Origin of the sequence: Streptomyces sp. SID486 (assembly GCF_009865385.1) — a bacterium.
In the GTDB taxonomy this organism is placed as follows: domain Bacteria; phylum Actinomycetota; class Actinomycetes; order Streptomycetales; family Streptomycetaceae; genus Streptomyces.
Genome location: NZ_WWJT01000702.1, coordinates 15,858 through 38,203, shown reverse-complemented (window position 1 = coordinate 38,203; position 22,346 = coordinate 15,858). Strand labels below are relative to the sequence as shown.

Annotated in this window: 19 protein-coding genes; 13 read left to right on the top strand and 6 right to left on the bottom strand. The window is 71.6% G+C overall.

Annotated elements, in window-relative coordinates; all coding sequences use genetic code 11:
- The first annotated feature begins 78 nt into the window (after positions 1 to 78).
- A complete protein-coding gene (locus tag GT045_RS32905; RefSeq protein ID WP_161287177.1) occupies positions 79 to 1,122 on the top strand; it encodes a 3-isopropylmalate dehydrogenase in 1,044 nt (347 codons plus the stop codon).
- Positions 1,123 to 1,360: 238 nt separating this feature from the next.
- Positions 1,361 to 2,449 carry a branched-chain amino acid aminotransferase gene (locus GT045_RS32900; RefSeq protein ID WP_161287176.1) on the top strand — a complete coding sequence of 363 codons (1,089 nt, stop codon included), beginning with the start codon at positions 1,361 to 1,363 and terminating at the stop codon, positions 2,447 to 2,449.
- A gap of 74 nt (positions 2,450 to 2,523) precedes the next feature.
- On the opposite strand, the gene GT045_RS32895 is transcribed toward GT045_RS32900, so the two are convergent.
- Positions 2,524 to 3,966: a cytosine permease gene (locus GT045_RS32895; protein WP_161287175.1), complete on the bottom strand. Its 1,443-nt coding sequence runs from the start codon at positions 3,964 to 3,966 to the stop codon at positions 2,524 to 2,526.
- A gap of 144 nt (positions 3,967 to 4,110) precedes the next feature.
- Between GT045_RS32895 and ureA the strand changes: the two genes are divergently transcribed.
- The 7 genes from ureA (at position 4,111) to GT045_RS32860 (ending at position 12,079) form a co-directional block, all read left to right on the top strand.
- Positions 4,111 to 4,827 carry an urease subunit gamma gene (ureA, locus tag GT045_RS32890; protein WP_161336436.1) on the top strand — a complete coding sequence of 239 codons (717 nt, stop codon included), beginning with the start codon at positions 4,111 to 4,113 and terminating at the stop codon, positions 4,825 to 4,827.
- Positions 4,827 to 6,551: an urease subunit alpha gene (locus tag GT045_RS32885; RefSeq protein ID WP_161336435.1), complete on the top strand. Its 1,725-nt coding sequence runs from the start codon at positions 4,827 to 4,829 to the stop codon at positions 6,549 to 6,551. Before ureA ends, GT045_RS32885 begins: the two co-directional genes overlap by 1 nt.
- Positions 6,552 to 6,562: 11 nt before the next feature.
- Positions 6,563 to 7,606, top strand: coding sequence for an agmatine deiminase family protein (locus tag GT045_RS32880; RefSeq protein ID WP_161287172.1), 1,044 nt, complete (start codon positions 6,563 to 6,565; stop codon positions 7,604 to 7,606).
- Between the two features lie 145 nt (positions 7,607 to 7,751).
- The gene (locus GT045_RS32875; RefSeq protein ID WP_161336434.1) at positions 7,752 to 8,369 is read left to right on the top strand and encodes a TetR/AcrR family transcriptional regulator; all 618 of its coding nucleotides are present in this window, start codon (positions 7,752 to 7,754) and stop codon (positions 8,367 to 8,369) included.
- A 63-nt stretch (positions 8,370 to 8,432) separates the two neighbouring features.
- Positions 8,433 to 9,743: an MFS transporter gene (locus tag GT045_RS32870; RefSeq protein WP_161290819.1), complete on the top strand. Its 1,311-nt coding sequence runs from the start codon at positions 8,433 to 8,435 to the stop codon at positions 9,741 to 9,743.
- A gap of 285 nt (positions 9,744 to 10,028) precedes the next feature.
- Positions 10,029 to 11,639 (top strand): citramalate synthase, encoded by a 1,611-nt coding sequence (cimA, locus tag GT045_RS32865; protein WP_161290821.1) that lies wholly within the window; start codon positions 10,029 to 10,031, stop codon positions 11,637 to 11,639.
- Positions 11,640 to 11,653: 14 nt separating this feature from the next.
- Complete coding sequence (locus GT045_RS32860; RefSeq protein ID WP_161290823.1) at positions 11,654 to 12,079, top strand: VOC family protein; 426 nt, start codon at positions 11,654 to 11,656, stop codon at positions 12,077 to 12,079.
- 3 nt (positions 12,080 to 12,082) lie between these two features.
- Here GT045_RS32860 and GT045_RS32855 read toward each other — a convergent pair whose 3' ends face one another.
- Together GT045_RS32855 and GT045_RS32850 are read right to left on the bottom strand one after the other, a co-directional pair.
- Positions 12,083 to 12,685 carry a GPP34 family phosphoprotein gene (locus GT045_RS32855; protein WP_161336433.1) on the bottom strand — a complete coding sequence of 201 codons (603 nt, stop codon included), beginning with the start codon at positions 12,683 to 12,685 and terminating at the stop codon, positions 12,083 to 12,085.
- 198 nt (positions 12,686 to 12,883) lie between these two features.
- Complete coding sequence (locus GT045_RS32850) at positions 12,884 to 14,749, bottom strand: ricin-type beta-trefoil lectin domain protein (RefSeq protein ID WP_202529238.1); 1,866 nt, start codon at positions 14,747 to 14,749, stop codon at positions 12,884 to 12,886.
- 124 nt (positions 14,750 to 14,873) lie between these two features.
- On the opposite strand from GT045_RS32850, the gene GT045_RS32845 reads away from it, so the two are divergent.
- Together GT045_RS32845 and GT045_RS32840 are read left to right on the top strand one after the other, a co-directional pair.
- On the top strand, positions 14,874 to 17,885 hold the full coding sequence (locus tag GT045_RS32845; RefSeq protein ID WP_161336431.1) for a glycoside hydrolase family 3 N-terminal domain-containing protein: 3,012 nt from the start codon (positions 14,874 to 14,876) through the stop codon (positions 17,883 to 17,885).
- A gap of 52 nt (positions 17,886 to 17,937) precedes the next feature.
- Positions 17,938 to 19,317, top strand: a complete 1,380-nt coding sequence (locus tag GT045_RS32840; RefSeq protein WP_161336430.1) for a hypothetical protein — start codon at positions 17,938 to 17,940, stop codon at positions 19,315 to 19,317.
- Positions 19,318 to 19,336: 19 nt separating this feature from the next.
- Here GT045_RS32840 and GT045_RS32835 read toward each other — a convergent pair whose 3' ends face one another.
- Positions 19,337 to 19,573 (bottom strand): DUF397 domain-containing protein, encoded by a 237-nt coding sequence (locus GT045_RS32835; protein WP_161336429.1) that lies wholly within the window; start codon positions 19,571 to 19,573, stop codon positions 19,337 to 19,339.
- Complete coding sequence (locus tag GT045_RS32830; protein WP_161336428.1) at positions 19,570 to 20,391, bottom strand: helix-turn-helix transcriptional regulator; 822 nt, start codon at positions 20,389 to 20,391, stop codon at positions 19,570 to 19,572. Before GT045_RS32830 ends, GT045_RS32835 begins: the two co-directional genes overlap by 4 nt.
- Positions 20,392 to 20,503: 112 nt before the next feature.
- Here GT045_RS32830 and GT045_RS32825 point away from each other — a divergent pair, with 112 nt between their 5' ends.
- Complete coding sequence (locus GT045_RS32825; protein WP_161336427.1) at positions 20,504 to 20,938, top strand: ATP-binding protein; 435 nt, start codon at positions 20,504 to 20,506, stop codon at positions 20,936 to 20,938.
- A gap of 51 nt (positions 20,939 to 20,989) precedes the next feature.
- Here GT045_RS32825 and GT045_RS32820 read toward each other — a convergent pair whose 3' ends face one another.
- On the bottom strand, positions 20,990 to 21,595 hold the full coding sequence (locus GT045_RS32820) for a YceI family protein (protein WP_161336426.1): 606 nt from the start codon (positions 21,593 to 21,595) through the stop codon (positions 20,990 to 20,992).
- A gap of 217 nt (positions 21,596 to 21,812) precedes the next feature.
- On the opposite strand from GT045_RS32820, the gene GT045_RS32815 reads away from it, so the two are divergent.
- The gene (locus GT045_RS32815; protein ID WP_161336425.1) at positions 21,813 to 22,319 is read left to right on the top strand and encodes a hypothetical protein; all 507 of its coding nucleotides are present in this window, start codon (positions 21,813 to 21,815) and stop codon (positions 22,317 to 22,319) included.
- Positions 22,320 to 22,346: the final 27 nt, after the last annotated feature.

Sequence of the window (22,346 nt, the reverse complement as noted above, 5' to 3'; positions counted from 1 at the left end):
GACACCCGCCACTCGTCCGGGTGTCCGTATGGCGGACGGCTCGTGTCATCCCATGGGACGGAGAGTAGGGTGCCGGGCATGTCTCGCAGCATCAATCTCGCAGTGATCCCCGGTGACGGCATCGGCCAGGAGGTCGTGGCCGAGGGTCTCAAGGTCCTCTCCGCCGTCCTGCCGCAGGATGTGAAGCTGGAGACCAAGGAGTACGACTTCGGCGCCCGCCGCTACCACGCCACCGGTGAGACCCTCACCGACGGCGACCTGGAGCAGCTCAAGCGGCACGACGTCATCCTGCTCGGCGCGATCGGCGACCCCTCGGTGCCGTCCGGCGTCCTGGAGCGCGGTTTCCTGCTCAAGCTCCGCTTCGCCTTCGACCACCACGTCAACCTGCGCCCGTCCAAGCTGCTCCCGGGTGTCGCGACCCCGCTCGCCGGCCAGCCGGAGATCGACTTCGTCGTCGTCCGCGAGGGCACCGAGGGCCCGTACACGGGCAACGGCGGCACGATCCGCAAGGGCACCGCGCACGAGGTCGCCACCGAGGTGTCCGTGAACACGGCCTTCGGTGTCGAGCGCGTGGTGCGCGACGCCTTCGCCCGTGCCCAGGCCCGCCCGCGCAAGAAGCTCACGCTGGTCCACAAGAACAACGTGCTGACCTTCGCCGGGCACCTGTGGACGAACGTCTTCAACCGGGTGGCCGAGGAGTTCCCCGAGGTCACCACCGACTACGTCCACGTCGACGCGGCGACGATCTACCTCGTCACCGACCCCGGCCGCTTCGACGTCATCGTCACCGACAACCTCTTCGGCGACATCATCACCGACCTCGCCGCGGCCGTCTCCGGCGGCATCGGCGTCGCCGCCTCCGGGAACATCAACCCCGGTGGCGAGTTCCCGTCCATGTTCGAGCCGGTGCACGGCTCGGCCCCGGACATCGCGGGCCAGGGCAAGGCGGACCCCACCGCCACCGTCCTGTCCGTCGCCCTGCTGCTGCGCCACCTCGGTTACGACGCGGAGGCCGACCGCATCGACGCGGCGGTCGCCGCCGACCTGACCGAGCGCGCCGGCGGACCCGCCCGCTCCACCGCCGAGATCGGCGACGCGCTCGCCGTACGCGTAGCCGGCTGACCCGCCGCTCTGCCTCCAAGCCGCCGGGTCGCCACCGCACCCGGCGGCTTTTCCTGTGCCTCGCCGGGTGCCACCATCGACCTGGGCCGCATCACCCTGATTCCGTCCGCCGCAGCCTCCGCGCGATAATCGAACGCGGGGCCGCGACATGAGGGAATGCTCGGACGTCCTAGCACCGACGACCGGCAGTACAGGCGTGAGCGCGGCCCGTCACTACAACCGGTGAAGGACACCACTGATGACGACGCCCACGATCGAGCTCAAGCCGTCCGCCAGCCCGCTCGCCGCCGCCGAGCGCGAGGCGATCCTGGCCAACCCGGGGTTCGGCCGCCACTTCACCGACCACATGGTGACGATCAAGTGGACCGAGGGCCGCGGCTGGCACGACGCCCAGCTCGTCCCGTACGGCCCGATCTCCCTGGACCCCTCCACCCACGTCCTGCACTACGGCCAGGAGATCTTCGAGGGGCTGAAGGCCTACCGGCAGCCCGACGGCTCGATCGCGCTGTTCCGCCCCGAGGCCAACGCCCGCCGCTTCCGGACCTCCGCGCACCGCATGGCCATGGCCGAGCTGCCCGAGGAGCTGTTCATCGCCGCGCTGGACGCGCTGCTCGGCCAGGACGCCGACTGGGTCCCGCCGCACGGCGGTGAGGAGTCGCTGTACCTGCGGCCGTTCATGTTCGCCACGGAGGCCGCGCTCGGTGTCCACCCGGCCAACGAGTACCTGTTCATGCTGATCGCCTCCCCGTCCGGCGCCTACTTCGCCGGCGGTGTGAAGCCGGTCACCATCTGGGTCTCCGAGGACCACGTCCGCGCCGTCCCCGGCGGTACCGGAGACGCCAAGACCGGCGGCAACTACGCCGCCTCCCTGCTCCCGCAGGCCGAGGCCGCCGCGCACGGCTGCGACCAGGTCGTCTACCTCGACGCGGTCACCCGCACCAAGGTCGAGGAGAGCGGCAGCATGAACGTCGCCTTCGTCTACGGCGACCGGATCGTCACCCCGTCCCTCACCGGCTCGATCCTGGAGGGCATCACCCGCGACTCCCTCCTCCAGGTCGCCCGCGACCTCGGCTACACCGCCGAGGAGGGGACGATCACCCTGGAGCAGTGGCGGGCGGACGCGGCCTCCGGCGCCCTCACCGAGGTCTTCGCGTGCGGCACCGCGGCCGTGGTCACCCCGATCGGCCACGTCAAGACCAAGACGGACCAGTGGTCCCACGGCGACGGCACGCCCGGCCCGGTCACCGGCCGGCTGCGCGAGGCCCTGCTCGGCATCCAGCGCGGCATGACCGAGGACAAGCACGGCTGGATGCACCGCGTCGGCTAGGCGCCGCGTCATGAAGGAGCCCGGGCCGGCCGGCCGTCCCCGACCGGCCCGGGCCGTCTGTGGGTGTCCCGGGGTCAGCCCCCGGCGGCCACCGTGGTGGCCGGCTCGGCGGGCTCCCGCGCCGTGACCGTCGGGCCGGCGCCGCGTGCGCTCAGCAGGAGATAGACGACCCCGCCCACCAGCCCCGACAGCAGGAAGCTGCAGTCCACCCCGCCGGTCAGGTGCAGCAGCGGACCCTCGTACGACGGCAGGGACACCGCCAGCAGGCCGACCAGCGCGCCGGCCGCCCAGGCGGTGGCCGCCTGCACGTTCCATCCCGCCCGGTACCAGTAGATCCCGCCCCGGGAGCGGCGGTTGAAGACCTGGAGGGCGTCGGCGTCGTACACCCCGCGGCAGCGGACGAACCCGATGAGGGTGATGACCGCCCACGGCGTGCCGATGGCGGTGAGCAGGAGCACGAAGGACGTCATCGCCGACTGCGCGTTCCAGGCGTAGTGGCCGGCGAAGACGCAGGCGGTGGCCACGACGGCGACGGTGTAGGTGGCCCGGGCGCGGGAGGCGCGGGGCAGGATCGCGTCCAGGTCCAGGCCCATGGAGTACAGCATCAGTCCCGCGTTGCCGACCGAGCCGGCCGAGGCGGCGAGCAGCAGCGGCACCAGGTACCAGCCCGGGGAGGCGGAGACCAGCGGGCCCGCGTAGTCGGTGGCCGCGCGGGCGGCGTACGCGGTGAACGTGCCGAACAGCTGGGGCACCAGCAGGCCGAGGACCAGTCCGAGCCAGGTGGCGTGCAGAACCTTCCGGCCGGCGTGGCGGGTGGGGGAGATGTAGCGGGTGTAGTCGCCGAGCAGGGTGATGAACGCGATGGGCCCGGAGAGTCCCGCCGCCACCGCCGCCAGGAACCAGGTGGGCCAGAAGGAGCCCAGCAGATAGCCGCCCGCGCCCGGCAGGGCGCCGGTGGAGAAGTGCGGGGCGTAGGCGAGGACGCCCAGCAGCAGCAGGGCCGTCATGCCGACGGCCAGCACCCGGGACATCGCGAGCAGCACGCGGTAGCCGTAGACCGCGCCCGCGACGGTCGCCGCGGCGAGCACCGCGTAGACCAGGGCGTACGACACCCCGTCCGCGGGCACGCCGAAGAGCCGGCCGAGGACGCCCAGCATCACGTCGCCGCCGATCCACACGGTCAGCGCGGTGTAGCCGAGGGCGAGCAGCAGTCCGACGACCGAGCCGACCAGCCGGCCCCGCACCCCGAACTGCGCGCCCGAGGACGTGGACAGGTTGGTCGCGGTGCGCAGGGAGACCAGCGCGAGAGGCGCCGTGAACAGGGTGCCGATCACCGTGCCCGCCGCCACGGCGCTCACCGACGCCCACCAGCCGAGCCCGAAGGACGGCGGCAGCCAGCCGAAGATGATCACTCCGAGGCAGAGGTTGGAGCCGAGCAGGATCGACACGAGGTCGCGCGGACCACTGGTCCGCTCCTGCTCCGGGATGGTGTCGACTCCGTGCTGTTCGATCGGCATGGCTGGTCTCCTTCGACGGCCGCCACTGGGTTAGAGCGACGTTCAATGTGACGTGAACCGTCGACTCCGGTCAATGCTTCTGTTTCATGAATTCTCTGTTTAGAGTGATGTTCTAACTTTCGGAAGACAAGGAGGTGCCGCGTCGTGAGACTGACCCCAACGGAACGTGACCGGCTGCTGCTCTTCGGAGCCGCCGAGCTGGCCCGCGCCCGGCGGGCCCGCGGCCTCCGGCTCAACGTGCCGGAGGCCACCGCGCTGATCGCGGACACCGTCTGCGAGGCCGCCCGGGACGGCAGGCGGCTCGCCGAGGCCATCGCGGCGGCCCGGTCGGTGCTCGGACCCGAGGACGTGCTGCCGGGTGTCGCCGACGTCGTCAGCGAGGTGATGGTCGAGGCCGTCTTCGACGACGGTTCCCGGCTCGCGGTCGTCTCCGACCCCATCGGCTGGGGGTCCCCCCGCGAAGCAGGGGGAGGCCTGGGCGAGCAGGCCCCCGGCGCGCTGCTGCCCGGCCCCGAGCACACCGACCCCGAACCGGTCGTCCGGCTGCGCGTCACCAACACCGCGGCCGTGCCGGTCTCCGTCACCTCCCACTTCCACTTCTTCGAGGCCAACCCGCGCCTCGACTTCGACCGCCGCAGCGCCTACGGCATGCGCCTGGCCGTGCCCGCGGGCTCCTCGGTCCGCTTCGGGCCGGGCGAGAGCGAGGAGGTCGGGCTCGTACCCGTCGGCGGCGAGCGGATCGCGATCGGTTTCGCCGGACTCGTGGACGGGCTGCTGGACGCGCCCGGAGCCCGCGAGGAAGCCCTGCGCCGCGCCGCCGCCTGCGGATATCTCGGTGTCACGACGGAAGGAGGCCAGTGATGAGCCGCTCGAAGGGACGCGAGGTGAGCCGGTCGATCCACGTCGATCCGCACGCCTACGCGGCCACCCACGGTCCCCGCGCCGGCGACCGGGTCCGCCTCGGCGACTCCGGCCTGACCATCCGCGTCGAGTCCGACGCGCAGCGGTACGGCGACGAGTTCCTGGCCGGCTTCGGCAAGACCGCCCGCGACGGACTGCACCTGAAGGCCGCCGCCGTCCGCGCCACCTGCGACGTCGTGATCAGCAACGTCGTCGTGATCGACGCGGCGCAGGGCATCCGCAAGGTGTCCATCGGCATCCGCGAGGGCCGGATCTGCGGGATCGGCCGGGCCGGCAACCCCGACACCCTCGACGGCGTGGACGTCGTCGTCGGCACCGGCACCTCGATCGTCTCCGGCGAGGGGATGATCGCCACCGCGGGCGCCGTCGACACCCACGTCCACCTGCTGTCCCCGCGGATCATGGAGGCGTCCCTCGCGTCCGGCGTGACCACGATCATCGGGCAGGAGTTCGGCCCCGTGTGGGGCGTCGGCGTCAACTCGCCCTGGGCGCTGCGCCACGCCTTCAACGCCTTCGACGCCTGGCCGGTCAACATCGGCTTCCTGGGCCGGGGTTCCTCCTCCGACAAGGCCCCCCTGATCGAGGCCCTGGCCGAGGGCGGGGCGAGCGGCTTCAAGGTGCACGAGGACATGGGCGCCCACACCCGCGCCCTGGACACCGCGCTGCGCGTCGCCGAGGAGCACGACGTCCAGGTGGCCCTGCACAGCGACGGCCTGAACGAGTGCCTGTCGGTCGAGGACACCCTCCGGGTGCTGGAGGGCCGCACGATCCACGCCTTCCACATCGAGGGCTGCGGCGGCGGACACGTGCCCAACGTGCTGAAGATGGCCGGCGTGCCGAACGTCATCGGCTCCTCCACCAACCCCACCCTGCCCTTCGGCCGGGACGCGGTCGCCGAGCACTACGGCATGATCGTCTCCGTCCACGACCTGAAGACCGACCTGCCCGGCGACGCCGCCATGGCCCGCGACCGGATCCGGGCCGGCACCATGGGCGCCGAGGACGTGCTGCACGACCTGGGCGCGATCGGCATCACCTCCTCCGACGCCCAGGGCATGGGCCGGGCCGGTGAGACGGTCCGCCGTACCTTCGCCATGGCCGGCAAGATGAAGGCCGAGCTGGGCCCGATGGAGGGCGACGGCGAGGGCGACGACAACGCCCGCGTCCTGCGTTACATGGCCAAGCTGACCATCAACCCGGCCATCGCGCACGGCCTCGCCCACGAGGTCGGCTCGATCGAGGTCGGCAAGCTCGCCGACATCGTGCTGTGGCGCCCCGAGTACTTCGGCGCCAAGCCGCAGCTCGTCCTCAAGTCCGGCTTCCCGGCGTACGGCGTGGTCGGCGACCCCAACGCGGCCACCGACACCTGCGAACCGCTCGTCCTGGGCCCGCAGTTCGGCTCCTACGGGGCCACGGCCGCGGACATCTCGGTCGCGTTCGTCGCCCAGGCGGCCGTCGACCAGGGCGACGACCGGATGCCCACCCGCAGGCGCCGGGTCGCCGTGCGCGGCACCCGCGGGATCGGCCCCGCCGACCTGCGGCTGAACGCCCGCGTCGGAGCGGTCGACGTCGACCAGCGCACCGGCCTGGTCACCCTCGACGGCGACCCGCTCAGCTCCGAGCCCGCCGACTCCGTCTCCCTCAACCGCCTCTACTTCCTCTAAGGACCCGCGACATGACCACCCCCGCCGCCGACGGCTTCCGCATGCCCGCCGAGTGGACCCCGCACGAGCGCACCTGGATGGCGTGGCCGGGCCCCAACCCCACCTTCGAGGACCCGGAGGACCTGCGCCTCTCCCGCGTCGCCTGGGCCTCGGTGGCCCGCGCCGTGCTGCGCTTCGAGCCCGTGACGGTCGTGTGCGGACCCGGCCAGTCCGCACAGGCCCGGGCACTGCTCGGGCCGGGCGTCGACACCGTCGAGCGCGAGCTGGACGACGCCTGGATGCGGGACATCGGCCCCACCTTCCTGACCAGCGACAAGGGCGAACTCGGCGCCGTGGACTGGACGTTCAACGGCTGGGGCGCCCAGGACTGGGCGCGCTGGGAGCACGACTCGAAGATCGCCGCGTACGTCAGCGACCTCGCGGGGGCGAAGACGTACGCCTCCCGGCTGGTCAACGAGGGCGGCGCGATCCACGTCGACGGCGAGGGCACCGTCCTGCTCACCGAGACCGTGCAGCTCGGCGCCGAGCGCAACCCGCACTGGTCCAGGGAGGAGGTCGAGGCCGAGATCCACGCCCACCTCGGCACCAGCAAGGCGATCTGGCTGCCCCGCGGCCTGACCGGCGACTACCCGCCCTACGGCTTCGGCACCCTCGGCCACGTCGACATCGTCGCCGCCTTCGCCCGCCCCGGTGTCGTGGTCGCGCACCACCAGCCGGACCCCGCCCACCCCGACCACGAGGTCACCAAGGAGGTCATCGGCCTGCTGAAGTCGGCGACCGACGCCCGCGGCCGCGCGCTGGAGGTCGTGGAGGTGCCCGCGCCGACCGTCCTGGAGGCCGACGGACACTGGGCCGACTACTCCTACATCAACCACTACATCTGCAACGGCGGCGTCGTGCTCTGCGGCTTCGACGACCCGCGCGACGAGATCGCCGCCGGCATCTTCCGCCGCCTCTTCCCCGAGCGCACGGTGACCCTCGTGGACGCCCGCGCGATCTTCGCGGGCGGCGGCGGCATCCACTGCATCACCCAGCAGCAGCCGAAGGTCCGGTGACGGCGCCGGTCGGGTAGAACATACGGGTGAACGTCCTGGTGTGCGCGGCCCGCGGCCGCCGTCCCGGCGAGCCCCCGCGCCCGCTGCCCGAGCTGCCCGAACGCCCCGCCCGCCTCCGCCCGGACGCCGTAGGGGAGGTCCCCGCATGAGCACGGCGCCCCCGCCCCGCCGCCGCACCCCCGCCCCGCCCCGCGAGGACGTGCTCGCCAGTGCGATGGACATGATCGCCGAGCGCGGTCTGGAGAAGCTGACCATGGCCGCGCTCGGCCGGGAGGTCGGCATGAGCAGCGGGCACCTGCTCTACTACTTCCGCTCCAAGGACGAGCTGCTGCTGCGCACCCTGGAGTGGAGCGAGGGGCGGCTCGGCGCGGAGCGGGGCCGCCTGCTCACCGGCGGCGGCCCGGCCCGCGAGCGGCTCGCCGCCTATGTGGACCTGTACGTGCCCGACGGCCACCGGGACCCGCACTGGACGCTCTGGCTGGAGGTCTGGAACCGCTCGCAGAACGCCGACGACGACGCGCGGGCCCGGCAGGCCGCCATCGAGGGCGCCTGGCACCGCGACCTGGTCGCCCTGGTCGCCGAGGGCATCTCGCGCGGGGAGTTCCGGCCGGTCGACGCGGACCGCTTCGCGACCAGGCTGCGGGCGCTGCTCGACGGGTTCTCCATCCATGTCGCCATCGGGCTGCGCGGCACCGGCCGGGAGCAAGTACTGGCCCATGTCCGGGAGTTCCTCACCGAGGCACTGCTCGTCCCGGACGCCTGATCCGCGTCACCCCCGCCGGGGGTGAAGGAATCGTTCACTCCGCCGCCGGGCAGGTAACGGCGCATGGGACGAGAACACTGGAAGAAGATCTGGGTCGGCTCCGCCGGCAACATGGTGGAGTGGTTCGACTGGTTCGTGTACGCGAGCTTCGCCACCTATTTCGCCGGCGCGTTCTTCCCGAGCGGCAACCCCACCGCCCAGCTGATGAACACGGCCGGCATCTTCGCCGTCGGCTTCTTCATGCGGCCCGTGGGCGGCTGGCTGCTGGGCAGGGTCGGCGACCGCAAGGGCCGCAAGGCGGCACTGACGCTGACCGTCTCGCTGATGTCGGCGTCGGCGGTCCTGATCGCCGTGGCCCCGACCTACGCGGTGGCCGGTTACGGCGGCGCGTTCGTCCTGCTCGTCGCCCGCCTGCTCCAGGGCCTGTCGGTGGGCGGTGAGTACGCGGCCAGCGCCACCTACCTGACGGAGGCGTCGGACCCGGCCCGGCGCGGCTTCGCCTCCAGCTTCCAGTACGTGTCCATGACCGCCGGCCAGATCGTCGGCCTCGGCCTGCAGATCGTCCTGCAGCGCACCATGTCCGACGACGCCCTGCACAGCTACGGCTGGCGCATCCCCTTCGTCGTGGGAGCCCTCGGCGCGGCCGTCGTCTTCTACCTGCGCCGCAGCATGCTGGAGACCGAGGTGTACGCCGGGGACACCTCGCACACCGACGACCGCGGCACCCTGCGCGCCCTGTGGCAGCACCGGCGGGAGGCGTTCCTGGTCGTCGCCCTCACCATGGGCGGCACGGTGGCCTACTACACGTACACCACCTACCTGACCAAGTACCTCTCCAACTCCGCGGGGCTGTCCAAGGAGACGGCCACCCTGGTCTCCTTCACCGCGCTGATCGTCTTCGCCGCGCTCCAGCCGCTCGCGGGTGCCCTGTCCGACCGGATCGGCCGCCGCCCGCTGCTCATCACCTTCGCCGTGGGCTGCACCTTCCTCACCGTCCCGATCATGACCCTGCTCCGGCACGCCGACGGCTACTGGTCCGCCCTCGGCCTCGCCCTGCTCGCGCTGGTCGTGGTCACCGGCTACACCTCCATCAACGCCTGTGTGAAGGCCGAGCTGTTCCCGACCGGAGTGCGCGCGCTCGGTGTGGCCCTGCCCTACGCCGTCGCCAACGCCCTGTTCGGCGGTACCGCGGAGTACGTCGCCCTGTGGTTCAAGAAGGGCGGCGTCGAGTCCGGCTTCTACTGGTACGTGGCCGCCTGTGCCGCGGTGTCCCTGGTGGTGTACGTCACCATGCGCGAGACGAAGGACCTGGACCTGGCCCGGGTGAAGGCCACCGACGGATCGGGGGAGTCCACCGTGACGACCGCATCCTGAGACGGGCGGTGAGCCGGGGGCGGCACTGTGCCAGACTTCCCCCGTGCTCTCGTTCGCCGTGATTATTGGCAGCAGGCGCGCCGGTCCGCAGTGACCACCTCGTACGACCAGGTGCGGGTGGCCACCGTCGTTCTCGACCCGCGCGCAGACCTCTCGCACCCGCGAGGGGTTTTTTCGTTTTCCGGCCCACCTTCAGCCGGGAACGGAGCGCGAGGGAGTATTGGGGGGACGGTGGAGCCGGTCATTCCGGTAAGACCGAAGATTCACAACAGGAGCCTTGAGACCATGACCGAGACGGCAACCAGCGAGCTCGACGACTCGTTCCACGTCTTCGACACCACGCTGCGCGACGGCGCGCAGCGCGAGGGCATCAACCTCACTGTCGCGGACAAGCTCGCCATCGCACGGCACCTGGACGACTTCGGCGTCGGCTTCATCGAGGGCGGCTGGCCCGGGGCGAACCCCCGTGACACCGAGTTCTTCGCCCGCGCGCAGGCGGAGATCGACTTCAGGCACGCCCAGCTGGTCGCCTTCGGCGCCACCCGCCGCCCCGGCGCCAAAGCCGCCGAGGACCCGCAGGTCAGGGCGCTGCTGGAGTCCGGCGCACCGGTGATCACCCTGGTCGCCAAGTCGCACGACCGGCACGTGGAGCTGGCGCTGCGCACCACCCTGGAGGAGAACCTGGAGATGGTCCGCGACACCGTCGCGTACCTGAAGGACCAGGGCCGCCGGGTCTTCATGGACTGCGAGCACTTCTTCGACGGCTACCGCGCCAACCCCGAGTACGCGAAGGCGGTCGTCCGCACCGCCGCCGAGGCCGGCGCCGACGTCGTCGTGCTGTGCGACACCAACGGCGGCATGCTCCCCGCCCAGGTGCACGCCGTCGTCTCCACCGTCCTCGCCGACACCGGGGCCCGGCTGGGCATCCACGCGCAGGACGACACCGGCTGCGCGGTCGCCAACACCCTGGCCGCCGTGGACGGCGGCGCGACCCACGTGCAGTGCACGGCCAACGGCTACGGCGAGCGCGTCGGCAACGCCAACCTGTTCCCGGTCGTCGCGGCCCTGGAACTGAAGTACGGCAAGAAGGTGCTGCCCGAGGGCAGGCTCCGCGAGACGACCCGCATCTCGCACGCCATCGCCGAGGTCGTCAACCTGACGCCGTCCACGCACCAGCCGTACGTGGGTGTCTCCGCCTTCGCGCACAAGGCCGGCCTGCACGCCTCCGCCATCAAGGTCGACCCCGACCTGTACCAGCACATCGACCCCGAGCTGGTCGGCAACACCATGCGCATGCTGGTCTCCGACATGGCCGGCCGCGCCTCGGTGGAGCTGAAGGGCAAGGAGCTGGGCATCGACCTGGGCGGCGACCGCGAGCTGGTCGGCCGGGTGGTCGAACGCGTCAAGGAGCGGGAACTCCGGGGCTACACCTACGAGGCCGCCGACGCCTCCTTCGAACTCCTGCTGCGCGCCGAGGTCGAGGGCAGGCCGCTGAAGTACTTCGAGGTCGAGTCCTGGCGGGCCATCGTGGAGGACCGGCCCGACGGCACCCACGCCAACGAGGCCACGGTGAAGCTGTGGGCCAAGAGCGAGCGGATCGTCGCCACCGCGGAGGGCAACGGCCCGGTCAACGCCCTGGACCGCGCCCTGCGCGTGGCGCTGGAGAAGATCTACCCGCAGCTGGCCAAGCTGGAGCTGGTGGACTACAAGGTCCGCATCCTGGAGGGCAAGCACGGCACGTCGTCCACCACCCGCGTGCTGATCTCCACCTCCGACGGCTCGGGCGAGTGGGCCACGGTCGGCGTCGCCGAGAACGTCATCGCCGCCTCCTGGCAGGCCCTGGAGGACGCGTACACGTACGGCCTCCTCCGCGCGGGCGTGCAGCCGGCCGAGTAGGCCACAGTGGAGGCATGACCTCACACGCGAGTGACGTGCTGGCCGGGGCCCGCGTGGCGACCCGGCTGCCCGCGCGGGACCTGGACCGGGCCCGGCGCTTCTACGCGGACATGCTCGGCCTGCGCCCGGTCGACGAACGGCCGGGCGGGCTGCTGTACCGGTGCTCGGGTGTGGACTTCGTCGTGTTCCGCTCGACGGGGGCCTCGCCCGGCACCTTCACCCAGATGGCCTTCGAGGTGGACGACATCGAGGCGGCCGTCACCGAGCTGCGCCGCCGGGGCGTGGTCTTCGAGGAGATCGACGTGCCCGGCTTCCGGACCCGGGACGGCATCGCCGAGATCGAGGGCAACTACCCGAGCAAGAACGCGCGGGGGGAGCGGGGTGCCTGGTTCCGGGACAGCGAGGGGAACCTGCTCGGGATCGGCGAGCTGATCCTGTGACGCTCAGGGCGCCCGCCAGATGTTGTCGAAGGCGATGTTCTCGATGCGGCGCCGCTCCCGCACCGCCTCCAGCTCCGTGACCGCGTCGCCGACCGCCAGCAGCACGGTGACCACCGCCTCGTCGTCGGGCTCGGGAGCGGCGGGGCGGTCGTCCGGGATGCCCAGGGTGGAGGCGAGGCCCGCCAGGACCGGTTCGTGGGACCACCAGCGGTCGGCCGCGTGCCGGCGGGCGGGGGTGTCGGCCGTGGGGTCGTCCTTGTCGCGCAGTGCCAGCCGTTGCCGCCGCCTGCCGGTGAGCTGTCCCGCGGCCTCCAGGGCGTCCCGGTAGGCGACGGCCAGTCCCTGCCCGCGCCGCCACAGCCAGTCCTCGACCGTCTCGTACGGCTCCGTCCGGACCAGCGCGGCGCCCGCCTCGTCCAGCAGCCGGTCACCCGTCGCCGGCCCCGCCCCGGGCACGATCCGCCCGCCCGCCACGCTGAGCGCCCGGACGCCGAGGAGGTCGATCAGCTCGGCCCCGGCCAGCGCCAGGGACAGGTCCCCCTGCTCGACGGGCTCCTCACGGGGGATGTCCAGGCTGACGAGGAACAGATCCTGCGGTGTCGTCATGAAGACTCCAGGGACGCAAAGGGTCAGGGACGGCCGGTCTCCTTCATCGTCCCCCAGCGCACGGGCGCACGCCGCTCAGCACGCACTCCGGGCGAGCCCGGGGCGGAACGGGCACCCGCCCGCGCCCGCCCGCCCCTCCTGCCGCCGGCCGGCCCGCACCCCGCGGTCCCCGTGTGCCGCGGGCTCCGTGCCACGGTCCTACCGCAGGGCCCACTTCTGGTTGGCGGCCCCGGTGCAGGACCAGATCTGCGCCCGGGCCCCGTTCGCCGACGAGTTGTCGGTGACGTCGAGGCACTTGTCCGCCGCCGTGTTCACGACGTCACCGGTGGCCGCGTCGTACGACCACCGCTGGGCGCCGCTGCCGTTGCAGTCGTACAACTGCACCTTGGCCCCGTTCGCCGTCGAGGCGGAGGTCACGTCCAGGCACTTGCCGAGCGCCCGGACCGAGCCGTCGGCCTGGACGGTCCACTGCTGGGCGGTGGAGCCGTTGCAGTCGTAGAGCTGCACCGCCGTACCGTTGGCGCTCGAACCGCCCGCCACGTCGAGGCACTTGCCGGCCAGCCCCACGAAGGCGCCGGACGTGCCGCCACCGCCGGACTGCGTGCCGGACCAGGTGAAGGTCGCCGAGGTCTTCCCGGGCAGCGAGTAAGTGGCGTGCTGGCCGCCCCAGTCGATGGTGACCGTCTTCGCCGCGGAGCCGTCGTTGTACGCGATCAGCGCCTTGCTGCCGTCCGGGTTGCGCCAGGCCACGTTCGGCACCGCGGTGGACGCCGTGGAGGCTATGCGCTGGGCGCCGGGCCGGACGAACTTCGTCAGGTGGCCCATGGTGTAGTACTCGACCGTGTAGTCGACCGTCCCGCTCGCGCCGTCCCCGTCGTGCACGGTGATCAGGCCGGTGCAGGTGCCGCAGCCGCCGTTGTGCGGGCCCATGTTCTGGTCCACGGCCAGCGACCACTTGGTCACCGACTTCGCCCAGTTGCGGGTGTAGTCGATGATGTTGGACATGTCCTCGCGCTGCTGGTTGGCGATCCAGGTGCCGCCGGAGTGCTCGGTGCCGAAGGCGTCCAGCGCCGGGTACTGGTTGTGCACGCTCGTCTGCTTGGCGATGTCACCGCCGTAGCCGTGCCAGGCGATGCCGCCGAAGTTCGGGTGGCTGCGCACCGCCGGGTCGTCGACGGTCTGGGCGGCGTAGGAGTCGTACACGTCCCAGTTCCAGTCGTGTGCCAGCACCTTCGTGGTCAGGCCGGCCGCGGCGAGCTTCGGCAGCAGCTCGCTCTTGGTGAAGTACGCGAGCCCGCTCGCGTTCCAGCTCATCGACGGGTAGCCGGAACAGCAGGTCGGCTCGTTCTGCGCGGTCACGTACGAGACGTTGACGCCCTGGTCCCGGTACGCCTGGAGGTACTTCACGAAGTAGGAGGCGTAGGCCCCGTAGTCCTCGGACTTCAGCCAGCCCCCGTTGAGCGAGCCGCTGTCCTTCATCCAGGCCGGCGCCGTCCACGGCGAGGCCATCACGGTCAGGGACGGGTTCAGCTGGAGTGCCTGCTTCGTCAGCGGCACCACGTCCGCCAGGTCGTGCGCGATGGAGAACTTCGCCAGTGACGCGTCGCTCTGGCCGGCCGGCACGTCGTCGTACGTGTAGCCGTAGCGCGCCAGGTCGGAGGCGCCCATCGGGTTGCGCAGGAACGACAGTCCGATGCCGTCCGTGGGTGAGAACAGTTTGCGCATGGTCGCGTCCCGGGTGCTCTGCGACAGCGCTCCGCTGCTGTTCATCAGCCAGGCGGCGGTGTCCGTGAAGGACGCGCCGCCCCCGGTGAAGGTCTGGTAGCGGGTGTTCTCGTCCACGGTGATGTTCTCGCCGCCGCCACCGGTCCCGGACTGGAAGGCGAACGGCGTCTGTGCCTGCAGGCCGCGTACGACGTGCCGGCCGGCGGAGTCGTCGGTGGTGGTGAGATAGGCCGTGACCTGCTCACCGGCCGCGTGCGCGGGGGGTACGGCCACGCTGACACCGGCGGCGGAGAGCAGCCCGGCGAGCAGCAGCCGGACCGTGCGGGGGGTTCTCCTCATGGTGCGTCGCCCTTCCTCTCGGGTCGACAGGGCTGACGGGGCGTCTTGACGTGCTGAAGCGCCCTTAGTTAACTCACGCCGTGAGCTAAGCCCTGAGTGAACCACGAGAGCCGAGGGAAGGTCCATGCGAAGAACCGCCCTGCTCGCCTCCGCCGCACTGCTGGCCGGTCTGCTCCCCTGGGCGACCGCGCAAGCCGCGGACGACCCGGCGCCAGCACCCGTCGACCGCTTCGAGGGCGAGGTGCCCTTCGCCGCCCAGCCCGCCGAGGGCATCTTCACCTGGGGCGGCGACACCGACGACCCGCCCACCCTCCGCCTCGCCGGCCGCGCCGACGCCCCCGAGGGCGGCAAGGTGCTCGCCGGCAGCTACGACATCAGCGGCTACGGCGGCTTCACCCACGACTTCGCCGCCACCGCGCCCGCCCACGACTGGTCCGCCCACCGGGGCATCCGCTTCTGGTGGGAGGGCCGGAACAACGGCAGGAAGATCCCCTTCGAGATCAAGGACGGCGGCGCGAACGGCGAGGCGTCCGAACTCTGGACCACCTCCTTCACCGACGACTTCACCGGCTGGAAGCGGATCGAGCTCCCCTTCACCGACTTCACCTACCGCACCGACTACCAGCCCGTCGGCGGCATCGACCACGTCCTCGGCCTCAAGGAGATGTGGGGCTACGCCCTCACCCTCCCGGCCGGCACCAAGGGCGACTTCGCCATGGACGACGTGGAGCTGTACGGGACGCCGGACCAGGCGCTGACCGCCTCCGTCACCACCGACGCCCCCGTCCACCCGGTCAAGGAGGGCGCGACCGCCAAGGTCGAGGTCACCGTGGCCACGACCGGCGCACAGCCCCTCACCGCCCCGGTGACCGTCACCTACGCCACGGCGGACGGCACCGCGACCTCCGGCCAGGACTACACCCCCGTCTCCGGCACTCTCACCTTCCCGGCCGGCACCGCGTCCGGCGCCACCCGGACCATCGCCGTGCCCACCCGCCGGGACCGGGCGGCCGAACCCGCCGAGACCGTCCCGCTGAAGCTCGACGTCACCGGCGCCAAGGCTCCCGCCGAGGCCCCGCAGGTCGTCGTCGACGCGAACGGGCTGCCCTACCTGGACAAGAGGCTGCCGATCCGCAAGCGGGTGGCCGACCTGGTCGGCCGCATGTCCCTGGCGGAGAAGGCCGGCCAGATGACCCAGGCCGAGCGCGGCGCCATGACGGCTCCCGGTGACATCGCCGCCTACGACCTCGGATCCCTGCTCTCCGGCGGCGGCTCGACCCCCACGCCCAACACCCCCGGGGCGTGGGCGAAGATGATCGACGCCTTCCAGCTGCGCACCCAGGCGACCCGCTTCCAGATCCCGCTGATCTACGGCGTCGACGCGGTCCACGGCCACAACAACCTCTCCGGCGCCACCGTCATGCCGCACAACATCGGCATCGGCGCGACCCGCGACCCCCGGCTGGCGGAGCGGACGGGCGCGGTCACCGCCGCCGAGGTCCGCGCGACCGGCGTCCCCTGGGACTTCGCGCCCTGCCTGTGCGTGAGCCGCGACGAACGCTGGGGCCGCGCCTACGAGTCCTTCGGCGAGGACCCCGCCCTGGTCGACTCCATGGAGACGGTGATCCAGGGCCTCCAGGGCCGCGCGAACGGCACGGACCTGGACCGCGCCGACAAGGTGCTCGCCACCGCCAAGCACTTCCTCGGCGACGGCGGCACCGCGTACGGCTCCTCGACCACGGGGACGTACACCCTCGACCAGGGCGTCACCACGGTCACCCGCGAGCAGCTGGAGAACATCCACCTGGCGCCGTTCGAGGAGGCCGTCGACCGGGGCGTCGGCACGGTCATGCCGTCGTACTCGTCCCTGGACATCGTGGGCGACGGCAAGGGCGCGGTGAAGATGCACGCCCGCGGCGACATGATCAACGGTGTCCTCAAGGACCGCCTGGGCTTCGACGGCTTCGTCATCAGCGACTGGAACGCCATCGACCAGCTGCCCGGCGACTACGCCGCCCACGTCCGCACGTCCGTCAACGCGGGCCTGGACATGATGATGGTGCCGTACGGCTACAAGGACTTCACCGCCACGCTCGTCGACGAGGTGAAGGCGGGCCGGATCAGCGAGGCCCGCGTGGACGACGCCGTCTCCCGCATCCTCACCGAGAAGTTCCAGCTGGGGCTCTTCGAGCACCCGTACGCCGACACCAGGGGCGCCGCCGCCATCGGCTCCGCGGCGCACCGGGCCGTGGCCCGCCAGGCGGCAGCCGAGTCCCAGGTCCTGCTGAAGAACACGGGCGGACTGCTGCCGCTGAAGAAGAGGCAGAAGGTGTACGTCGCCGGGTCCAACGCCGACGACATCGGCAACCAGACCGGCGGCTGGACCCTCACCTGGCAGGGCGCCTCCGGCGACACCGTTCCCGGCACGACCATCCTCCAGGGTCTGCGCAGGGCGGGCGGGGACGTCACCTACTCCAAGGACGCCTCGGCCCCGACCGGCGGCTACGACGTCGGTGTGGTCGTCGTCGGCGAGACCCCGTACGCCGAGGGCGTCGGAGACGTCGGCAACGGACACTCCCTGTCGCTGTCCGCGGCCGACCAGGCAGCCGTCGACAAGGTCTGCGGCGCCATGAAGTGCGTGGTGCTCACCGTCTCCGGCCGCCCGCAGCTGATCGGCGACCGGCTCGGCGAGATCGACGCCCTCGTCGCCTCCTGGCTGCCCGGGACCGAGGGCGACGGCGTCGCCGACGTCCTCTACGGCAGGCGCCCCTTCACCGGGCAGCTCCCGGTCACCTGGCCGAAGTCGGAGTCCCAGCTGCCGATCAACGTCGGCGACTCGGCCTACGACCCCCAGTTCCCCTACGGCTGGGGCCTCACCACCCTCACCCACGTGCCCCGGGGCGGCCCGGCCGCCCTGCGCGACCTCGCCACCCGGGCGGCCTCGGCCGAACGCCACGGCGACGACCGCACGGGCCGGGCGCTGGTCACCAGGGCCCGGCTGCTGGTCCAGCGGCACACGGACGGCCACCTCACGGCGGCGGTGGCGAAGCCCTTCGCCGACGCCGACCACCTGCTGCTCACCGGGCACTACGGAAAGGCGGTGCAGAAGCTGGCGGAGGCATACCGGGCGGTCTGACCCGGAAGACGACGACTGACCGGTCAGGTGGGGTTTCGGGTAGTTTCGAAGCATGAAGGCCGTGCTGCGGACCCGAAGCCTCCCCGCCCTGCTGCTGGCCGTCCTCGTCCTGGTCCTGGCGACCGCGTTCGCACCCGGGACGAGGACGGACACCGGCGTCTCCACGATCGCCCGCGCCCTGCGAGCGAGCCCGGTCTACGTCGACCCGGCGGCCCGCGACCAGCTCTCGGCGGCGGACGCCGACACCCTCGCCGGCCGGATCAAGGACGCGGACAAACCGCTGTTCATCGCGGTCCTCCCGGCCGGCTACCGCACCACGAACCTCTTCACCGACCTGCGCGCGGCCACCGGGATCACCGGCCTCTACGGCATCCGCCTCGGCGACCGCTTCGACGCCCGCGCCGACTCCTCCGTCATGTCGGCCACGGCCCGGCGGAACCTGGTCACCAGCGTCCAGGGCGAGGACGCCAAGGCCCAGCTGACCGACTTCACCGACCGGGCCCTGGCCAACATGGGCGGCCACGCCCCCAAGAGCTGGGGCGGCGCGGGCGGGGACGGCGGCGGCGCCTCCACCACCGCGCTGATCACGGCGGGCGCGGTCCTCGTGGCCGGCGGCGCCGGCGCGTACGCCCTGGTCCGCCGCACCCGCCGGCGCCGGGAGCAGGAGCAGCGGGCCGCCCTGGACCGGCTGCGGGTGGTCGTGGACGAGGACATCACCGCGTTCGGCGAGGAACTCGACCGCCTGGACTTCCACCCCTCGGAGCCGGGCGCCGACGACGCCATGCGCGCCGACTACGAGCGCGCCCTGGACGCCTACGAGACCGCGAAGCAACGCATGGCGGCGGCCCGAAAACCGGAGGACGTCCGCACGGTCACCGAGGCCCTGGAGGACGGCCGCTTCTCCCTCGCCCAGCTGTCCGCGAGGCGCGAACACCGCGCGCTCCCCGAGCGCCGCCCGCCCTGCTTCTTCGACCCCCGGCACGGCCCCTCGGTCACCGACGCCACCTGGACCCCGCCCGGCGGCGCCGCACGCGAGGTCCCCGTCTGCGCGGCCGACGCGACCCGCCTGGCCGACGGCCGCGACCCCGTGATCCGCGAGGTCGACACCGAGTACGGCCGCCGCCCCTACTGGGACGCGGGCCCGGCCTACGGCCCCTGGGCAGGCGGCTACTTCGGCGGCGGCCTCCTCCCGGGCCTGCTCTTCGGCACGGTACTGGGCAGCGTGATGGCCACCCCGTCCTACGCCGCCGACTACGGCACCGGGTACGGCGACTTCGGCGCCGGCGGCTACCAGGGCGGCGACGTCTCGGGCACGGACTTCGACGCCGGGGACTTCGGGGGCGGCTTCGGCGACGGAGGCGGCTTCGGCGACGGGGGCGGCTTCGGTGACGGTGGCGGCGGTGGGGGTGGGGACTTCGGCGGGGGGTTCTGATCCCCGGTCGCCCGAGCGGTCAGCGGGCGATGCCGTCGAGGAACTCGCTCCAGGTGGCGGGGGAGACGGTGAGGACGGGGCCGGTGGCGACCGCCTTGGAGTCCCGTACGTGGACGGCGGCGGGGTGCGCGGCGACCTCTACGCAGTTACCGCCTTCGCTGCCGCTGTAGCTGGACTTGCGCCAGTCGTAGGTGACTTCGAGGCAGTCACCGCCCTCGTTGCTGCTGTAGCTGGACTTGAACCACGCGGTCGTCATGACTCTCCTAGCAGTCCGTGCAAGAGGCGCACACTCTTGTCGGGCGAGAGCGCCTGTGACCGCAGCATCGCATACTTGTGGTGATAGTCGCTGACCTCTTCCGGGTCGTCGACGAGGAAACTCGCCCGCTGTACCTCCAGGTAGGCCAGGCGTTCGTGCTCGGGGGTCTCCAGCAGTACCAGGGGGCCGTCCAGGCAGGCGTGCGGAACGCTTTCCACCGGCATGATCTGGAAGCTCACGTTGGTCGGTTCGGTGAGCTCCAGGATCTGCCGGAACTGCTCGCGCATCACTTCCTGGCCGCCCACTTGCCGTCGCAGGATGCTCTCTTCGAGGACGAAGTGCCCGACGGGCGGTCGCTGGCGCCGCCAGATCAGCTGCCGCTCCATGCGGGCGTTCACCCACTGTTCGGCCGTCTCGTCGCCGATGGCCGGATAGCGGTAGTCGAAGACGGCCCGGCAGTAGTCCTTGGTCTGGAGCAGCCCCGGTACCAGCAGGCTCTCGTACGACAGGATCCCCACCGCCTCCTGCTCGTGATCGACCAGCCCCTGCGCGAACTGCACGATCCGTTCCCGCACCGGTAAGCGGGTCACGAAGACGGCCAACGCCCCGCCCGTACCCAGTAGTTCGTCGAACTGCTCGGCGCGGTCCGGCTGGAGGGCCAGTCGGCCCTGTTCGATGGAGCGCACCGTGTCGACGTGGATGTGGGCCAGTTCGGAGAACTGCTCCTGGGTCAGCCGCGCCTGCTTGCGGTAGTGGGCGACCAGCGACCCCACCGCCTGCCACGTACCGACCTTCCGGCTCCTGGGTGTTGGGTTCATGGGCGTTGCCTACCCCCGTGCGTGGACGAACCGGTCGTACCGAGGTCGTAGTGAAAGGAACTACGACCTCACTCGTTGGCCCAGCGTAGTGACGCACAGTGACACTCGTTCCATGAACGCGGAACTTCGACCCTTTGCGGTGCGTGCGACCTTCTGTCACCGGGAGCGCAGGTCGGTGCAGCTGGCCCGCATGTTCGCGGGCGTGACCCTGGACGACTGGTCGCTGGCCGAGCGGCGCGACGACGTGCTCCTGTGTGTGAGCGAACTGGCGACCAACGCGCTGCTGCACGGGGTGCCGCCCGACAGGGGGTACCTGGTCCGTCTGGTGCTGTACCGGGGCGGCGTGCTCCGGGTGGAGGTGCACGACAGTGGTCCGGGTGAGGTCCGCACCCCGGAAACGTCTCCCGAGTCGGAGCGCGGCCGGGGTCTGCTTCTCGTCGCGGCCCTCGCGGACAAGTGGGGCGTGGGGGAGCGCAGCCCCGGCAAGATCGTGTGGTGCGAGTTCGCCGTGCGGGGTGGCGGGGCGGCCGTACCGGCGTTCACCTGAAGCCGGCGGACACGGGCCCCGCCTCTCGGATGTCCGCCCCCCGCCGACGCCTCACGCGTTGCGGATGGCCGAGATGTCGAAGACCAGCTTGATCTTGTCGGAGATCAGGACGCCGCCGGTCTCCAGGGCCGCGTTCCAGGTCAGGCCCCACTCGGAGCGCAGGATCTCGGCCTTGCCCTCGAAGCCGACGCGGGCGTTGCCGAAGGGGTCCGTGGCGGAGCCGTTGAACTCCAGGTCGATGGAGATCGGCTTGGTGACGCCGAGCAGGGAGAGGTCGCCGGTGATGCGGTAGTCGTCGCCGCCCAGCGACTCGGCCTTGGTGGAGCGGAACGTCATGGCCGGGAACTCGTCGATCTTGAAGAAGTCGGCCGACTTCAGGTGACCGTCGCGGTCGGCGTTGCCGGTGTCGATGCTCGCCATCTGGATGTCGAGCGTGGCGGTGGAGCGGGTGGGGTCGGCGCCGTCCAGGTGGAGCGTGCCGGTGAAGTCGTGGAAGCCGCCCTTGACGTTGGTGACCATGGCGTGCCGGGCCACGAAGCCGATCGTGCTGTGGGCGGGGTCGATCGTGTAGTCGCCGGTCAGCGCGGTGAGGTCGGGGCCCGCGGCGGTCTGCGCGGCGGGGGCGACGGTGGTGTCCTTGCGGCCGAAGATACCCATCACATGCTCCTGGTTGAACGTTAAACGAATCTGGTGTCTCCGACGGTAGACCCATTCTGTTCAGTTTTCAACATCATCCGCTGCGTGTTCTCGTGGTTTCACACAGTCACCACGCACACCCCCTGGCGCACGCGCCGACCGCTCGGGCACCATCTGCCTGCACCACCTGCACAGCCGATCCCACCGGAAGCACGGCCCACCGCAGGAAGGTCCCTCCATGAAGCCGCTCAAGATGCGTGCCCTGCTGACCACGCTGGCCCTCGTCGCCGCGCCCGGCGTCGCCGTCCTCGGCACCGCCACCGACGCCTCCGCCGCCACCAAGATCAGCCACGCGACCGCCACCCAGATGTTCCGCCAGGCCGGCATCACCTGGTCGTCCTCGGGCAACTGCTCCGACCGCAACAACCCGACGTGCACGTCCTTCGAGCAGCTGAACCTGGCCACCGCGCAGGGCGCCCAGACCCTCAAGGGGGCCAGTGGCTGCGCGCTCAACATCACCGGGGGCACCGAGACCGGACACGCCTCCGGCACCTACTCCCACTGGAACGGCTACAAGCTCGACTTCGGCAAGAACACGTGTCTGACGTCGTACGTCAAGAACACCTTCACCTACATCGGCCTGCGCGGCGACGGCTACCCGCAGTGGCAGTCGGGCTCCGGCAACATCTACGCCGACGAGGGCAGCCACTGGGACGTCCTCTACTACAACTGCGGCGGCTGCTGAGCCGGCGGGAGAGGGCGGTGACCGGCC

Bases quoted from the DNA above. Each gene is read 5' to 3' on its own strand.
- GT045_RS32820 (WP_161336426.1), bottom strand. From the start codon at position 21,595: ATGGGTATCTTCGGCCGCAAGGACACCACCGTCGCCCCCGCCGCGCAG.
- GT045_RS32845 (WP_161336431.1), top strand. From the start codon at position 14,874: ATGCGAAGAACCGCCCTGCTCGCCTCCGCCGCACTGCTGGCCGGTCTG.
- GT045_RS32855 (WP_161336433.1), bottom strand. From the start codon at position 12,685: ATGACGACACCGCAGGATCTGTTCCTCGTCAGCCTGGACATCCCCCGT.
- cimA (WP_161290821.1), top strand. From the start codon at position 10,029: ATGACCGAGACGGCAACCAGCGAGCTCGACGACTCGTTCCACGTCTTC.
- GT045_RS32835 (WP_161336429.1), bottom strand. From the start codon at position 19,573: ATGACGACCGCGTGGTTCAAGTCCAGCTACAGCAGCAACGAGGGCGGT.
- GT045_RS32840 (WP_161336430.1), top strand. From the start codon at position 17,938: ATGAAGGCCGTGCTGCGGACCCGAAGCCTCCCCGCCCTGCTGCTGGCC.
- GT045_RS32815 (WP_161336425.1), top strand. From the start codon at position 21,813: ATGAAGCCGCTCAAGATGCGTGCCCTGCTGACCACGCTGGCCCTCGTC.
- GT045_RS32880 (WP_161287172.1), top strand. From the start codon at position 6,563: ATGACCACCCCCGCCGCCGACGGCTTCCGCATGCCCGCCGAGTGGACC.
- GT045_RS32830 (WP_161336428.1), bottom strand. From the start codon at position 20,391: ATGAACCCAACACCCAGGAGCCGGAAGGTCGGTACGTGGCAGGCGGTG.
- GT045_RS32885 (WP_161336435.1), top strand. From the start codon at position 4,827: ATGAGCCGCTCGAAGGGACGCGAGGTGAGCCGGTCGATCCACGTCGAT.
- GT045_RS32860 (WP_161290823.1), top strand. From the start codon at position 11,654: ATGACCTCACACGCGAGTGACGTGCTGGCCGGGGCCCGCGTGGCGACC.
- GT045_RS32870 (WP_161290819.1), top strand. From the start codon at position 8,433: ATGGGACGAGAACACTGGAAGAAGATCTGGGTCGGCTCCGCCGGCAAC.
- GT045_RS32905 (WP_161287177.1), top strand. From the start codon at position 79: ATGTCTCGCAGCATCAATCTCGCAGTGATCCCCGGTGACGGCATCGGC.
- GT045_RS32825 (WP_161336427.1), top strand. From the start codon at position 20,504: ATGAACGCGGAACTTCGACCCTTTGCGGTGCGTGCGACCTTCTGTCAC.
- GT045_RS32900 (WP_161287176.1), top strand. From the start codon at position 1,361: ATGACGACGCCCACGATCGAGCTCAAGCCGTCCGCCAGCCCGCTCGCC.
- GT045_RS32895 (WP_161287175.1), bottom strand. From the start codon at position 3,966: ATGCCGATCGAACAGCACGGAGTCGACACCATCCCGGAGCAGGAGCGG.
- GT045_RS32875 (WP_161336434.1), top strand. From the start codon at position 7,752: ATGAGCACGGCGCCCCCGCCCCGCCGCCGCACCCCCGCCCCGCCCCGC.
- GT045_RS32850 (WP_202529238.1), bottom strand. From the start codon at position 14,749: ATGAGGAGAACCCCCCGCACGGTCCGGCTGCTGCTCGCCGGGCTGCTC.